General features: G+C 48.9%; 9 protein-coding genes. 5 read left to right on the plus strand and 4 right to left on the minus strand.

Annotation, left to right across the window (positions count from 1 at the left end):
• Positions 1-2,028 carry an InlB B-repeat-containing protein gene (locus tag HMPREF1091_RS03805; RefSeq protein WP_002563512.1) on the plus strand — a complete coding sequence of 676 codons (2,028 nt, stop codon included), beginning with the start codon at positions 1-3 and terminating at the stop codon, positions 2,026-2,028.
• Between the two features lie 222 nt (positions 2,029-2,250).
• Positions 2,251-3,543, plus strand: coding sequence for a lysylphosphatidylglycerol synthase transmembrane domain-containing protein (locus HMPREF1091_RS03810; protein ID WP_002563513.1), 1,293 nt, complete (start codon positions 2,251-2,253; stop codon positions 3,541-3,543).
• 58 nt (positions 3,544-3,601) lie between these two features.
• Here HMPREF1091_RS03810 and sdaAA read toward each other — a convergent pair whose 3' ends face one another.
• From sdaAA to HMPREF1091_RS03830, 4 genes are all read right to left on the minus strand, one after another.
• Positions 3,602-5,176 carry an L-serine ammonia-lyase, iron-sulfur-dependent, subunit alpha gene (sdaAA, locus tag HMPREF1091_RS03815; protein WP_002563514.1) on the minus strand — a complete coding sequence of 525 codons (1,575 nt, stop codon included), beginning with the start codon at positions 5,174-5,176 and terminating at the stop codon, positions 3,602-3,604.
• A 73-nt stretch (positions 5,177-5,249) separates the two neighbouring features.
• Positions 5,250-6,740, minus strand: coding sequence for a glutamate--tRNA ligase (gene gltX / locus HMPREF1091_RS03820; protein ID WP_002563515.1), 1,491 nt, complete (start codon positions 6,738-6,740; stop codon positions 5,250-5,252).
• A gap of 212 nt (positions 6,741-6,952) precedes the next feature.
• Entirely contained in the window at positions 6,953-9,181 is a 2,229-nt protein-coding gene (locus HMPREF1091_RS03825; protein ID WP_002563516.1) for a YhgE/Pip domain-containing protein, read from the minus strand.
• Complete coding sequence (locus HMPREF1091_RS03830; protein ID WP_002563517.1) at positions 9,178-11,757, minus strand: YhgE/Pip domain-containing protein; 2,580 nt, start codon at positions 11,755-11,757, stop codon at positions 9,178-9,180. The genes HMPREF1091_RS03825 and HMPREF1091_RS03830 overlap by 4 nt, the downstream gene beginning before the upstream one ends.
• A gap of 116 nt (positions 11,758-11,873) precedes the next feature.
• On the opposite strand from HMPREF1091_RS03830, the gene HMPREF1091_RS03835 reads away from it, so the two are divergent.
• The 3 genes from HMPREF1091_RS03835 to HMPREF1091_RS08515 all read left to right on the plus strand — a co-directional run bounded on the left by HMPREF1091_RS03835 (position 11,874) and on the right by HMPREF1091_RS08515 (position 15,710).
• On the plus strand, positions 11,874-12,488 hold the full coding sequence (locus tag HMPREF1091_RS03835; protein ID WP_002563518.1) for a TetR/AcrR family transcriptional regulator: 615 nt from the start codon (positions 11,874-11,876) through the stop codon (positions 12,486-12,488).
• 9 nt (positions 12,489-12,497) lie between these two features.
• Positions 12,498-13,739, plus strand: a complete 1,242-nt coding sequence (gene metK, locus HMPREF1091_RS03840; RefSeq protein WP_002563519.1) for a methionine adenosyltransferase — start codon at positions 12,498-12,500, stop codon at positions 13,737-13,739.
• Positions 13,740-13,898: 159 nt separating this feature from the next.
• Positions 13,899-15,710, plus strand: a complete 1,812-nt coding sequence (locus tag HMPREF1091_RS08515; protein ID WP_002563520.1) for a C40 family peptidase — start codon at positions 13,899-13,901, stop codon at positions 15,708-15,710.
• Positions 15,711-15,734 lie beyond the last annotated feature (24 nt).

The following is a 15,734-nucleotide window of genomic DNA, read 5'->3' on the forward strand; positions in this document are numbered from 1 at the left end:
ATGCCTGCCGCGCCAAAGATTCCAGGTAAAATCTTTAGTCATTGGACCTATAAAGATGATTCTGGTGTATGGCAAACCTGGACTCCAGGTGCACAACCTGCTAAGGATATGACGGTATATGCACAATATGACACTCCTATACAGGCATCCTATGTTGTAAATTACTGGTATCAGAATGTAGGTGATGAGCTGTCATATACCGATGCAGAGAAAACGTATTCCCTGCTTGCAACTGAGACAAAAACACAAGACATCAATACCGATGTAGTTTCTGATAGCTCAAAATATGAGGATACCTACCACAAGTATAACCAAAGTAAAACAGAAGCAGCTAATGCGAATAAGCTTGTAAATCCAGATGGTACAACCGTTGTTAATGTGTACTATGATCGACCAGTAATGACGCTTACGTTGGTGTATTACAACCTTACGGATGGAACAGAAGATCATAGAGAAATATTCCAGGCAATCTATGATCATACCGCTGATGGCATAGTCTCACTTGATACTACTTACAGATGGACAGCAGCAAAAGACGCACACAGGGACGTTAGCATAAAAAGTTTTAATAGTGCTGATCCTGATTCTATGATTGATTCGTATCATATAGAGTTTCATGCACGTGAGCTCGCCACAACTACTGCACAATATAAGGTCTATGGTATTAAACATTACCAAAATCCCGATGGCAGTTGGACAAATGGAAAAAGTATTACCAAGGGAGTTAATACATCCGATTACAAAAATTATTATCTATATTTTAGTGAATCCACTGGTAACTATGCCTCATTTTATTATTGGGCAAACAGTGCCGATGATTTTACTACTGATGTAAGCGCTTCTAATCCTGAGTTAAATAAATATACGGCTTATGAACATGTAGATGTGCTTAAAGACGGTAAACCCATTAATGATTATGACGATGATGGCATAAGCTACCTCCATGTTTATATTGCAAAAAAGTCCTATCAATTACATTTTGTTAATACCGATAATGAGCCTGTTACCTTGTTGTATGAGGCACCCTTAACGTATGCCAAAGACAGTCTTGATCATCCAATCAAACCTGCCTCTGTGCCCAGCAGCTATGTTTTTGGCGGCTGGTACACCACGGCTGATTTTCAAGAAGGTACGGAGCTTAACGCACAGGCAACTACCATGGAAGCACAAGACAAGTTTGTGTATGCCAAGTGGGTAGAGCCAAATGTTACGGTAACAGTTGAGGGTAACGGGGCTACATCTCAGCTTCCAGACACTATTGTTATCCCCATGCATTCTACTGTACATAAGGATCTTCCTAACATTCCATCAAAGGATGGCTATTGGTTTGCTGGGTGGTATAAAGATCCCGACTTTACCATTCCCTTTGATATAGATGAAGCGGTAGATGAAGACACTACTGTCTATGCAAAATGGACCAATCGAGCACAGACAAGCTGGACGGTAAGGTATCTTGACAGCAAGGGAAAGATCCTTGCAGAAACAGAAACTGGATCTGCAGATCTGTATTCCGTGTTGCTTACCTATCTCAAAAATATTCCTGATTATACCGTGGATTATGCAAGTAAAAATCTTACCTTAACGCTTGCAACAGCTACGAATCGTTTGGATTTCATATATATCTATCGGGTAAAAACCTTCTGGATTACCGAGGATAAGACCACGCTCAAAGATATGGAGTATGGAACCCTAGAGCCAGAAACATTTGCAGGGTATGAATTTGTTACAACCTATACATCAGAAAACGGTGACACCATACATATCTATAGGGCAACTAAGCCTGCAGATAACACAAACAATGGTTCTAAAAAGACGGCAACAACTAAGCCTTCAAGTAATACAAACGACGGTTCTAAAAAGATGGTAGCAACTCAGTCTGTAAGCACAGCCAAGCAGACCGTAGCGGCTGCCTTGCCCAAAACGGGAGATACGACCCATTCTGAGCTTTATCTGACCGTCGGTGTTTTGTCAGCACTGTGCTTGGGACTTTTCTTTTTTAAAAGCAGGGAGAACTCCTTAGAGAGCTAAGCAAAAGGACAAGCTCTTACAGCACAACAAGGTACGGTAAAAGAGAAGTCGTTACGGCTTCTCTTTTTATATACAGGCTCTGTACTAGTAAAATGACAGTAATAACTATGCTATAGTGCTTTATACAACGTTCAAACATCAGCGGTTAATACGAAACAGAAAGTGCGACTGCATTTTAAATACAACTTAAACGAAGCGTACCGTTCTATCAACCGGAGATCCATGTCCAACAAGCTTACTCATACTTCTGAATCTCAGAAGCCCACCACACAGGTTGGCTCAAAGCCAAAGACGCGCGTTACGTCTAAGGATGAAGAGACTTCTAGCGCACGAAAAGGCGCTCAGTTTCTTGCTGTGGTTGTGGCTGCTTACATAGTTTTTCTTATTGTTACGGGGCAGATGGCAACTTTTGTTGATGCGCTTGCACATGCAAATCGTGCTTGGATTTTTGGTGCTGTTGTCTGCTTTGTACTCTACTTTGTGTTTGGTGTTATTGCGTATGCCATTGCAGTGTGGCTTGATCCTAACTCACCCGTTGGCATCCGTGATCTGATGAGCGTCGAGGCATCGGGTATTTTCTTTGGCAACCTTACGCCTATGATGGCAGGTGCCGTTCCTTCTCAGATTGTACGTCTTACCCGTACGGGATTGGATGCAGGAGAAGCATCGGCTACGCAATTTACGCGCTTTATTATGTTCCAGTTTGGCGTGGTACTGTTTGCAGCGTTAGCACTGTTGGGTAAATTTGAGTTCTTTTTGCATACCTACGGTGACATTGTCATTCTCAATCTGTTTGTCTTTGGTATGCATGCGATAGAGCTGATTGTCTTGTTTGTGGTGTGTCTGTGCCCGGGCTTTGTCAAGCGTTTTGGCAATGGCTTTTTGCGTTGGATTCGTAAGCGCAATTTGGTTAAGGATAGCTCACGGCTTGATGATCTTATCAACCGTCAGGTGGATGAGTTTGCAGATGCCTTTAGGCGTGCTGCTGTTCATATCCCCAGCATGGCGTTGACTTTGCTTGTTACCATGCTGCAGTTAGCTGCGTTTTATACCATTCCATGGTTTGTTTTGAATGCTTTTGGCCAGTCAGCAGATTTTTGGGCCTGTCTTGCGGCGGGTTCCATGGTACAAATGGTTGCCACTGCGGTACCCTTGCCGGGTGGAACTGGTGGCGTAGAGTCTGGTTTTGCGCTGTTTTATGGTCCGTTATTTGGTGCATCCGCAACAGCTGGATATCTGGTTTGGCGTATCGTTACCTTCTTTGCACCTACCATTTTGGCCGCTCCCTTGTTGGGCTTGCGCTCCAGTAATCCCGTATCTATTCGCCATCGTTGGGATCGTATGATGGGTAAGTACTCAGGTACAGAGTCTGGCAATAAGCGCAGCTATGGCGGTGTTGGTATGAGTGGTGCGCGGGCAGCAAGGCTGGCTGCAAAGGCACATAAGGGATTATTCTCTTCCGCCAAGAGTGAGTCTCAGGACAAGCAGGACAAACAGCAATCTAAAAAGTCTTAAACCAGCACGTAGCTTTAAAAGCTTAAAACAAGCCCCCAAAGAGCTTAAGTCTTAAAGCCTAGTGGCAACCACTGCAGGCAAGACAGGATGGAGCTTGTGCAAGCCCGCCAAGAGCGGTTTCTCTCAGTGTTGTAGGAATTGCTTTGCCTACGGAGTACATAACGCTTACAGCCTCGTCAAAGGGAACAGGGCAACCCACATTGGAAAGTGCCAGCTGAGCTGCACTAAAGGCATCAGAAACACCAATAGCATTGCGATCTTGGCAGGGGAATTCCACCAAACCGCGTACCGGATCGCATACTAAGCCCAGTAAGTTAGCAATAGCAATAGAAGCTGCCTCTAAGGCCTGTTTGGGAGTACCGTCGTGCAACTCCACAAGCGCCGACGCAGCCATAGCTGCTGCAGCACCAACTTCTGCCTGACAACCACCTTCTGCACCGGCAACCGTTGCATTGCGAGAAATAATGGCACCAATAGCAGCGGAGTTCCACAGTGCATTAAGAAGGTCTTGCTGACTTGCTCCCTGAGCCTTGGCGCTTGCTAATACAGCACCGGGAACCACACCTGCAGATCCCGCTGTCGGTGCGGCAACAATAACGCCCATAGCAGCAGAGCGCTCAAGTACCGCCATAGCACGAGCTACCGCACTGCTTAGGGTTTCGCCCAATAGTGTAGGAGCATAGCGTGCCGTATGGTTGGCAACTGCCTTTGCTTGGCCATTGAGAAAGCCTCCCAAAGAAAGTTGGGGTTCTACCAAAGGTTTGGTGGTTTCTTCTTCCATAACATCCGCTACATGCGCCATACGCTGCTGTTGAGAAGCCAGATCAGCATTATCTAGCTCTGCTTCACGCAAAGCCATAACCTCTCCGATGGTCTTGTCGGCCTTCTCGCACAAAGCAAGGAGCTCAGCACCATTATCAAAGCCATAATGGAGCTGTGCATCAGGGGCAACCTCACTGGTGCCAGGCACTTTTACGAGGGCGGTTTCTACCACATTATCCATGCTGCGGATACTGTCCAAAGCAGACTCAGGCAATACTTCGTCTGTCTCTATAATCGTATAGGCACGCCCGCCCTTAGAGGTACGATAGGTGCGAATAGTAGCGATATTGGCCTTGCTGCTCGCAAAAAAGCCGGTAAGAGATGCCAAAACACCAGGTCGATCCCAATGCCCCACAAACAGGGTGGGGTAGTCTCCGGTCAGATCAACCTCAACACCGTTAATGGAACTAAGGCGTACACGCCCACCGCCCAAAGACTCGCCGCGCACCTCTAGAGTGTTGCCATCAGTGCAGGTCATGCAGATGTCTACCGTATTGGGATGCAGGCCAGGATCATCCCCAGCCTCTACAAATTCCACGGCAACCTTTGCTTCTTCTGCAAGGGCAAAGGAATTGCGCATGCGGGTGTCATCGGGCATAAGTCCCAAGATGCCAGCTACAAGAGCACGATCGGAACCGTGACCGCGGTAGGTATGGGAAAAGGAATTGTGCAAAATAAAGCGCACGCTTTTGAGAGGCGCATTAACAAGCGAGCGAGCAACTAAGGATAGGCGTGCAGCGCCAGCTGTATGAGAGCTGGAAGGGCCAACCATAATAGGACCAAGAATCTCAAATGCTGATGTTGTCATCATGATGCTGGGATGTCCTTACTATCCGTTGTGTATCCTCGTTATACGCGTACGTTTGTTGCTTACGCTTGTCTTGTTATGCTTGCGCCAGGGTGTAGGCTTGCTCAAGGCGGGTGAGTACCAGCTCTTTACCCAGCAGCTGTAAAGACTCGCCCATAGGAGGAGATACCTGATTGCCGCATTCCGCTACGCGGATAGCAGCGTAAAACTTACGCTTGTTTGCCTCAAGCTGCTCGGGAAGGGGCGCTAAGGCCTCATCCAAATGAGCGGCAGTCCAGTTTTGTGGCTCGATGGCTGCTAAGGCTTGGTAAGCGGCTTGCAAATAGCCAAGTGTGCCTTCTTTAGCGAGGTTTTTAGCCACGCTTTTCTCGTCATACGATAGCTTGGTACCCTCATACAGGAAGCGAGCCTTGTCCACTACCTCACCAGCAAGCTTAACGCGGGGCTTGAGGATGGAAGCCAAAAGCTCATACCAAGCGCTGTTGTGAGCAAGCGCGTTATCCTTTTCCAAACCAGCAGTTATCAGTTGGGGGATAAGAACGTCTGCGGCAAAGGCTGCATCCGTTTTTGCGGCAAGGTATTCCCCGTTAATCCAGTCCAGCTTTGTCTGATCAAAGGTGGCAGGATTTTTGGATACATGGTCCAAAGAGAATTTCTGAGCAAGGACCTCACGAGGAATAAGGGTAGTCTGTCCATCTAAAGCCCAGCCTAGCAGCGCCAAATAGTTTACAAAGGCATCGGCATCATAGCCGCCGTCACGATACTCCTCCACGCTGGTTGCGCCATGGCGCTTGGACAGCTTCTTGCCGTCTGCACCCAAGATCATGGAGATATGAGCAAAGCAGGGAATGGGAGCGCCCAGTGCCTCATATACCATAACCTGGCGAGGTGTGTTAGAAAGGTGGTCATCGCCGCGGATAACGTGGGTAATGCGCATGTCTGCGTCATCCACAACGGTGGCAAAGTTATAGGTGGGAGTACCGTCGGAACGGAAGAGGATAAAATCGTCCAATTCCTTGGCGTTAAAGACTACATCACCATGAACGGCGTCGTGGATGGTGATGTCACCACGATCTTCTGGTACTTTAATGCGAATGGTATAGGGCTCGCCGGCTTCTACGCGTGCGCGCGCTTGCTCGGGATCAAGATGGCGACACGTGCGTTGATAGCCCTGGAAGGGATCGTGACGCTCTTGAGCAGCTTTGCGGTCTGCCTCGAGTTTCTCGGGAGTGCAGAAGCAATAGTATGCCTTGCCCTCATCTACGAGACGTTGCGCCGCAGCACGATATATCTCAAGGCGCTCGGTTTGCCAGTAGGGACCATAGTTGCCGCCTACCTCGGGACCCTCATCCCAGTCCAGGCCCAGCCAGCGCATGGCGCGCAAGATGATCTGGGTGTTCTCATCGGTGGAACGCGTGGGGTCAGTATCATCAATGCGCAAGATGAACGTACCGCCGTTTGCGCGTGCAAATGCCCAGTTGTAGATCGCTGTGCGAGCGCCGCCAATGTGCAGCTTGCCCGTGGGCGAAGGTGCAAAACGTACCCGAACCGCTGTGGATGTGGTCATGCGTAACTCCTCTAATGATAAAAGCGGCCGCTGGAAGGCATGGGTTTCCAGCGGCAGTTGTATAGCTTATTGACACAAGCCTAGCCGGCTCATTATACCGCTTGACTTGGGCTGTGTGTGATGCTTACGACACGGGACAGATAAACGGCATGTGCCCTACAAATGCACCTTGCAAACGGCAAATACGTTACCTCTTGCAGATAGCATGCGCCCTACATGACCTTAGCCTGTTCCAGCTTTTGTTCCACCCAGGCCGTAAGACGGAGCACCGGCTTGCGCAGGAAAATGCCAAGTATGCATGCAGGGATAAGGAAAGATGCAAGTTTGCCAAAACTTATCCAATAATCTTGAGCATATATACCGGCAATAGCTGCGCGGAAGGCGTTTTCTGCATGGACAAAGGGCAGATAGGGATACAGTGCCTGGAAAGAGCTTGGCAACATCTCCTTGGGGAAGGAACCGCCCGAACCTGCAACCTGCAGCACCATAAGAATAACGGCAATCGCTTTGCCCACATCTCCAAAAGCAGTGGTCAGTGCATAAATTATGTTGACAAACACAAACGATGCCAACCAGCCCACCAGCAAAAACAACCCAGGGTGTACGCATTGGATGCCCAAAAAGTACAGATCACCCAGCAAGATAATGCTTGCCTGTAACAATCCAATAATGACAAAGTATACCAAGCGCCCCAAGTACGCCTGTGTAGGGGTGAGCTGCAGCTCGTGGCTAAGCTCCTCGTCGGGAGAGGCCTGAGCAATGGCGCACAAAATGATGCCACCAATCCAGATAGCAAGAGTGGTATAAAACGGTGCCATAGCAGAGCCATTGTTGGCTACCGAGAAAACCGGCGTACGATCAACGCTTACCGGAGCAGCAATAAAGTCTGCCAGCTTGCTGGGGTCGGAGCCCAAAATCGTGCGTACACGATCCATATTGGAAGAAGCCAGTGCCTCAGAGAGCTGTGCATGCAAGTCTGCTAGGTTGTCTGCTGCGGCGTTGATTTTATCGGCAGCGCTCTGCAAATCTTGTGCTGCTGCATCAAGGTTGTTGGATGCATTGGTGGTGGCTGCGCGCACGGTTTTTTGTGTATCGCTCAGGCTCTCAGAAAGTCCCTTGCTGGTTTGCGCGGCCTTGTCGATAGCTCCAGAAAGCTCGGTTAAAGAGCTGTGAACCTCACCCTGTACCTTGGTAGAAATGGAACTGAGCTGCTCCTTTGAGCTGCTTACCAAATCTTTGAGCTGCTGCTTTGCGGTATTTGCATCAGTTACGCTGGTGGTTATATCGCTTTGTGTTTTGTTAAGGGCATCGGACAGTTCTTGCATCTGTTGGATGGCATTGCTTACGCGCGCATGCAGCGCCATAAGATCCGCGCGGATGTTTTGCACCGAGGTCTTGGCCAAGCTGGAATCAGGCAGGCTGTCCTCTATGGTTTGCAACAGCTGTTCTTGAGAAGCCAGCTCGTCAGCCAGGGTTTGGAGGGGAACAATGCGGGCATCCACAACCGTTTTTGCTTTTTGTAGAGCCGCAGCTAAGTCCTTAGACTGGCTGTTGGCAGTGGAGTATGCAGCATCAATGGCGTCAGAAACATCATTAAGGCTGTCATTGCTTTGTGTAACAACCTCTTGCAAGGCACTGTGTGCTCCATCAAGAGCGGAGCTCACCCCATCAATGCCTTTAGATGCGCTGTTTAAGCTAGAGCTGGCATCTAACGTTGCACCCAAAGATGTATTTGACGCAGCGGTGGAGTCTGAAACTATGGTGTGTAAGGAAGCTACGATACGTGCATAGGCATCCGTATCGGTAGCAAGATTACGCAGGGTATTCTCACTATTGTCCAGGGCTTTGTCCAGACTTTGGGCAAATTGTGCCAGGTCGCCGTCGCTCAGTGCGTTATCCAGCTCCTTAAGCGCTGCGGCTCCAACCGTGGTAACGGACTGTGCAAACGAGCTGTCAATGTCTTGTTGCACTGCGGCACTTGCCTTATCGGTTACCAAAGCGCCAATAGCGCTGCGCTTTTGATTTTGATAGAACTCCACTTCGGGGGTTTGGGTGGAAGTGGTCAGCGAGGTTAGCATCCGAGAAGAAAAATCTTGGGGGATAATAAGCGCTGCATAATAGCGACCTTGGGTAACGCCTTCCTTGGCATCCTCTGTTGAGGTGATCACGTAGTCAATAGATTTGGATTTGCGCAAGTCTGCGATGACGTTGTCGCCAAGATTAAGCTTGACAGGTACCAAATTTGATTGATAGCCCGCATCGTCAGAAGCCACCGCTATTTTGAGGTTTTTGGTATTGGCATAGGGATCCCAGCTGGCTGCAATGTTAAACCAGGCATAAAACGAGGGAACCACAATCAAACCAACGCTTACGATAAGCACAATGACGTTGGTACGCACCATGTGAGCGTCGTGTTTAATGAGCGCTAGGAGTTTCTTCATGAGTTGCTCCTCATCTCTGCGTCTAACAAGTCATACAGCTCATCGCTGGATTTGTTGAGCAACGATTGTCCTAATTCAATGCGTGAGTGCAAGAACTCAACTACCAAGAGGTAGGTAAGGGTTATGAGCAAAGAAATAATCCATGCCACTAAAGCTACCATCTTAAAGGGCAGCACAAACAGACCTGCTAGCAGCACCAGTGGAATGACCAGAAGAGCAATCACACCCTTGCGGATCCTGCGCGCATAACCAGCTTCAAACTTTTGTGCGCGACGCACCATAAAGTCTTGGTAGCTGCCGGGCTCTCTAATGGCAAGAAGCAGCATGCGAATACGGTAGTGGTGCAGGGGTTTGACTTCATGTTCGGGATACATCATATGAGATTCCCGCAACTTTTGATCAAACAGCGCGTTAATGTTAAGCAACCAACGGCGCAAACCAACGCCTACGATAAGCGCTGGGATCAAAAAGGCTACCAAAACAAGCAGGTAAAAGCTATAGTCGGCGCCATTCAGTCCTGCAATGGCTTCTCTCATGGCATTGATGCCATAGGTAAAGGGCAAAAATGGATTAAGGAAGCGGAAGAAATTAGGCATCATTTCTATGGGATACAGGCCGCTTGAACCAGGAATTTGTAGGACTACCAACAAAACGCAGAGTGCCTTACCAATATGCTTAAAGGCCACGGACAGCGCGTAGATAAAGCCTACATAGACAAACGATTCTACTAATCCGGCCAGGATAAAGAGGGCAGGATAGATGCATTGGATCCCCAGCATGAGGTCGCCCACACAGCAGATCAGTGCTTGCAACAACCCCAAAAGGCCCAGCAGCAACCAACGACCAAAATATGCTTGTGCGGGAGTGAGTCCCTCTATCTCTTCTGAGTCTACCTCTAGCTTGTAGATGGCTACCAGCACAAATCCGCCAACCCAAATAGCCAGATTGGTATAAAACGGTGCTACGCCCGAGCCGTAGTTGGCTACCACAAAAATGGGTTTGCTTACCATCTGAACGGGGGAGCCGACAAACTCACCAAACTGTTCGGTATCCAGCTCAAGGATGTCCGATACACCCTCTAGGTTTTTGACACCCTGAATTGTGGCAAGGTCATTGGCAAGCTCATCCGTTCGTTTGCTTGTGCTTGTAAGAGCATTTTTGGTGCGATCGAGGGCCCTGGAGCTTTGGTCAAGCACCTCATCAAGCTGAGAAAGGCTGGTATTTGTTTGCTTAAGAATACTAGGCAGCTGCTGGAGGGTGCCAGAAATATCGCCAGAAACAGAGGCAAACGAGTCAAGTGCGCTGGAGAGCTGCGGATAGCTGGTGCCCATGAGCTCCTGAGTAAGCTTATTGGTGGCATCTGCTCCGTTTTGAAGAGCGCTGTTAAGCGTAGAGGACAAATTGGCTACATTTTCATTGCCCTGACGCAGGCTGTCGGAGCGTGCTTGCAGGGTATCAAGACGACCCTTTTGGCTGGTATACAAATCCTGTAGAGCACTGATTTGGGCATCCAATGAAGCAAGAACCTTGGCCTGTGCTTGTTGGCTGGTAGGGAGGATCAAGCTAAGCCGTGCGATGGTGTCACGTATGCTTTGGAGCTCTTGCGTAATGCTGGCTACGTTTTGGTTGGCGCTGCGCAGCTGTGCGAGAGCGCTGTCCATCTTGCCTTGAGCCCAGCCCACATCTCCAGAAAGCTGACCTATGTTGTAGTTTGCCTTGCTCGAAATGCTGGCAATGGTGGTGCTTGAGTTGTTGAGTGCACCAGAAAGTTGTGCCATCAGATCCTGAGACGTCTGTCGTGTTGCTGCCAGCTTGCCGGAAGCCTTGTCTAAGGTAGTGGCTAAATCATCGGTTGTACCCTCAAGGCTCTCAAGGGTTTTTTGCGCATCCGCCAGCACCGCACGACCTTGCTCAATGGCGTCTTGTGCGTTGGTGGTTTTGCCGGACAGCTCATCTAAGGTGGAACTGAGCTCGCGCAGATCACCTACGACGGTTTGCTGAGCGGTATCCAAGCCATTGGTGCGCACTTGCACCTTTGCCTTGAGTTTATCGGCAACGGTCGTGCCAGCAAGGGTTACAAATTTGCGTGAGATTTGTGTTTCAAGTGTAGTTGCGCCCGAATCAGTTACCTTAGGAGCCACTGCGTTGAGCTTCTCATTTACCAGATAAGTGATGTGTGCGGGTTTGGTGTCTCCGTCCAAAACGTCACCCAAAGAGGCGGTAAAGTTTTTGGGGATGATAAACGCGGCGTAATATTCACCAGATTTTACTCCCGTGGTGGCTTGTTCTTCTGTTACGAACGTCCACTTGAGTTGGTCATTTTCTTTCAGCTTCTCTTCAATGAGATCACCTGCGTTGTTAAAGCCCTTATCGCCTACAACCGCGCCTTCGTCTTGGTTGACAACAGCTATGGGAATGGTGCTGGTGTTTTTATAAGGGTCCCAGTTGGCTTTGATGTTAAACCACGCATATAAAGAGGGCAGAATTAACACACCAATTGTGACCAATAAAGCCACAGGATTATGTACAATTCTCTTTACGTCTCGGCAAAATACAGCCAAGCTGTTTTTACTCATTGTGCAGACTCCCAACAACCGGAGTTTTGATACGGGCAAAAGCGTAGCACTGTTGTATTTTTTGATCCGACGTTAATTTTTATACTTGCAGGATTTTTAAAGTTCTGGAGAGTTATATGACAGGAGCTATACAGCAAAAAACGGCTAAGAGTATGCGCACGCGTAAACATATTCTGGATGCGGCCGCACAGATCATTTCTGAGCGTGGGCGCGTTGAGTTCCAAATGACAGAAGTGGCACAGCGTTGTAATATCACCAAGGGTGCCTTGTATTACTACTTTGCAGATCATGATATGATCGTGGATGAAGTTTTAGATAACGCGTTTGCAGGATTTTTGAAGCTGCTCGATCAAGCTGCCAAAAAGGGCGACGGCTCGTTTGAGTCCCTGCGCAATCTGTGTCTTGTGTTTTGTGAAAAGCTCTATGAGAGTCCTACCACGGCCATTGCATTGGCAGGTGATATAGAAGAGTCTGATGCACTCATGCGTGACCCCAATTCTCGCTTTGCCTTGGCATCGAGGATCATTCAAGATACGCTGGATAAGGGCAAAGAGGCCGGTAGCGTACGTACAGACCTTAACAGTCAGCTTACGGCAGACTGCCTGGTAGGAGCCTTTTTCTTTTCTGCTCGCAGCATGGCAGAACGGAGCAGTAGTATCAATGCATCAGAATTTGCGCGCAGAGTCGTAGACGTTGTGACTAACGGAATTACTGAGCAAAAAAAGAAATAAGGTGTTTATATGGCTAAGAAGAGCTATTTGTTTACGTCAGAAAGTGTGACGGAAGGTCACTCTGACAAGATGTGTGATCAGATCTCCGATGCAATTGTGGACGCTATTCTCACCAAAGAAGCGCAGCTTGAGGCAGAAGGCTATGTGGATTGCGATGGCGTGCCTGCACGTGTAGAAAATGTGCGCTGCGCTGTGGAAACCTTTACCACTACAGGCACGATTGTGATTATGGGCGAGGTCCGTACGCAGGGTTATGTGGATATTCCTGCCGTGGTGCGCAAGACGGTGCGCGAGATTGGCTATGATCGCGCTAAGTATGGTTTTGATTGTGAGACCTGCGGCGTTCTTAATCTCATCCATGATCAAAGTCCTGATATTGCCCAAGGTGTCGATGGTCTTTACGCGCAGGGCGATGGTGATCCGCTGGATAAGATTGGCGCGGGAGACCAGGGCATGATGTTTGGCTATGCCTCAAATGAGACGGATACTCTGATGCCCATGCCTATATATTTGGCTTCTCGTTTGGCGGCGCGTCTGGCTGACGTGCGTAAACAGGGCGTGGTGGACTACCTGCGTCCCGATGGCAAAACACAGGTGACCGTGCGCTATGAGGACGATACACCCGTGGAGGTAACGGCGCTTGTTATTTCCACCCAGCATGACGCTGCTATTAAGGATATGAATATCGTTCGCAAGGATATGATTGAGCAGGTTATTACCCCTGTTTTAGACCAGGTGGGCATTGCGTGGAACCATGCTCAGATTTACGTTAATCCTACGGGTAGGTTTGCTATTGGCGGACCCATGGGAGATACGGGTCTGACCGGTCGCAAGATTATTGTGGATACCTATGGCGGCATGGGTCGTCATGGTGGTGGCGCCTTTTCTGGTAAGGATTGCACTAAGGTAGATCGCTCCGCTGCGTATGCGGCTCGCTGGGTTGCTAAAAACGTGGTGGCTGCTGGTTTGGCACAGCGCTGTGAGATCCAGCTGTCCTATGCCATTGGCGTTTCTCGACCCCTGTCCATTATGGTGGATACCTTTGGTACGGGCAGCGTGGATGATACCCGCATTGAGCAGGCTATCGAGAAGGTATTTGACTTGTGTCCCGGAGCTATTATTCGTGATCTGGATTTGTTCCGCCCCATCTTTAAGAAGACGGCTGCGTATGGTCACTTTGGTCGTGAAGATGCAGACTTTACCTGGGAGCAGACTAACCGCACGCAAGAGTTGCTTAACGCCTTGGCTTAAGCTGTCTTTATACTTTGGCTTAAGACTGGGTTAAGACTTCTGTAAGCGTGTATACTGCTATCAGCTAACTGTCAGGTTTCGAACAACCATTCGGACAACCATATTTCTTTCTCTCTGGTGTGAGGGCTCATACCAAAGCCAGGGGGAGGGGGGGGATTCATGGACCAAAAAAATCGTCTGATAGCGGGGCTTATCGCCATAACGGTAGCGATGGGCGCCATACATCAGGCCCCTGTACTGGCATGTGCTCAAAGCACCCGTGAGGCCGCCTTGGATGCGCAGGCTACAAGTACTGCAACCACCACCGATCCTGTGCAGCCTCAAACTGCACCCGCATCCATACCACCACAACAGCACAGCTATGGCTGGGAAAAAGATGAAACAGGATCATGGCGCTTTTATACAAAAGAGGGAAGCGCGGTATCTGGTTGGTTAAAAAGCCCTGTTAGTGGCATTTGGTACTACTTAGATCCACAAAAGGACAACACGATGGCTGTTGGTCCATTTAAAGACGCAACGGGTACCAGCTATGTTGCTAACAATGAAGGCGCTTGCCTTGCTAACCGCTGGGTTTACGTACAGGGAAAGTGGTACCTTACCAGCCCCAGTTGTTCGGTGTATACCGGTTGGCAATACAGGAAAGCCTGGTACTTTTTAGATAACGATACGGGCGCCATGTATACCGATGTTATTGCAAATGCAGGTAAGTTTTACCTGCTTAATACCTCCGGCGCTATGGTTGTTGGTTGGGGACAAGATACCCAGGGAAGCTGGCATTATGCTAAAGCTTCTGGTGAGCTTGTAAAGGGCTGGTTTAAAAGTCCTGTAAGCGGCCTGTGGTATTGGCTTGATCCAAGCAAAGAGGGGTATCCCATGTATACCTCTGGAATCGTTACTCCTTCTAGTTCAGGACCAGAATATTATCTACATCCTAACGGTGCCATGGCATACAACGCTTGGGTTACCATTCAAGATGGAATTGAGAGATATGCCACCGCTTCTGGTGCGCTTGCCCCTCAGCGTAGCATTCGTGACGAGAAGGGCTTTAGGTATCTGCTCGACAGTGAAGGCAGGCATCTGTACGGCTGGCAGCAGCTTGGAGCCACTCGACTCTGGTGCGATCCTAACCATGGTGGGCGTATTGCACAGGGTTGGGTAAAAGAGGCTGATGGCTGGTATCTTTTCTCATCGCAAGGCGCAGCTCTTACTGGCTGGCAAAAACAAGGAGCTTTGTGGTATTACCTCAAGAGCAATGGAGCTATGCAAACAGGATGGCTCCAACACAACGGTCATTGGTATTGGCTCGATCCAACTTCGGGTGCCATGAAGACAGGCTGGTTGTACGAGTCCGGTCATTGGTATTGGCTTCATAACTCTGGCGCCATGGCTACTGGTTGGCATGTTATCAACGGATATTGGCGTAACTTTACCTACTCTGGTATTTGCACCAATGCAAATTATCAAAACCCTTCGTATTACTATCCCATTAACGGACAAGCGGTGAGTCCTAAATCGAGCACCTGGCCTTTCTCGTATGTTGCTCCTTTGGGGATTGGTTATAACGCGACAAGGGATGAATGCGTAGAAGCGTTTATTGCTACTGCAAATCTGTATATTGGTACACCGTATATCTGGGATTATGCGTGTGCTCCTGGCGTTGGTGTTGATTGCGCCGGTCTTGTTTTGCAATGCATGTATTCCGTGGGCATGGATCCTGCTGGATACTCACCCTATGATCATTACTACAGTTGGAACCACGATCACTATGCCAATGATATGAGGGCAGATCCTAAGATTCTTAAAGTATCCACGTCGGATATGCGTCGCGGAGACCTTCTTTTTTGGCCTGGACATGTAGCAATCTATATTGGCAACGGACAGGTAATTGAGGCAGCCTCCGGATATGTAACCAAGGGTGCGCCCAGCATTCCTCTGTACAAGGTAACAGCAGTTGGCAGACTTTTTGTATAAGCCTACAGCTCCATGCGTAAGCCT

The sequence above is a fragment of the Atopobium minutum 10063974 genome (genome assembly GCF_000364325.1).
In the GTDB taxonomy this organism is placed as follows: domain Bacteria; phylum Actinomycetota; class Coriobacteriia; order Coriobacteriales; family Atopobiaceae; genus Atopobium; species Atopobium minutum.

Bases quoted from the DNA above. Each gene is read 5' to 3' on its own strand.
- gltX (WP_002563515.1), bottom strand. From the start codon at position 6,740: ATGACCACATCCACAGCGGTTCGGGTACGTTTTGCACCTTCGCCCACG.
- HMPREF1091_RS03835 (WP_002563518.1), top strand. From the start codon at position 11,874: ATGACAGGAGCTATACAGCAAAAAACGGCTAAGAGTATGCGCACGCGT.
- HMPREF1091_RS03825 (WP_002563516.1), bottom strand. From the start codon at position 9,181: ATGAAGAAACTCCTAGCGCTCATTAAACACGACGCTCACATGGTGCGT.
- HMPREF1091_RS03810 (WP_002563513.1), top strand. From the start codon at position 2,251: ATGTCCAACAAGCTTACTCATACTTCTGAATCTCAGAAGCCCACCACA.
- HMPREF1091_RS03805 (WP_002563512.1), top strand. From the start codon at position 1: ATGCCTGCCGCGCCAAAGATTCCAGGTAAAATCTTTAGTCATTGGACC.
- HMPREF1091_RS08515 (WP_002563520.1), top strand. From the start codon at position 13,899: ATGGACCAAAAAAATCGTCTGATAGCGGGGCTTATCGCCATAACGGTA.
- HMPREF1091_RS03830 (WP_002563517.1), bottom strand. From the start codon at position 11,757: ATGAGTAAAAACAGCTTGGCTGTATTTTGCCGAGACGTAAAGAGAATT.
- metK (WP_002563519.1), top strand. From the start codon at position 12,498: ATGGCTAAGAAGAGCTATTTGTTTACGTCAGAAAGTGTGACGGAAGGT.
- sdaAA (WP_002563514.1), bottom strand. From the start codon at position 5,176: ATGATGACAACATCAGCATTTGAGATTCTTGGTCCTATTATGGTTGGC.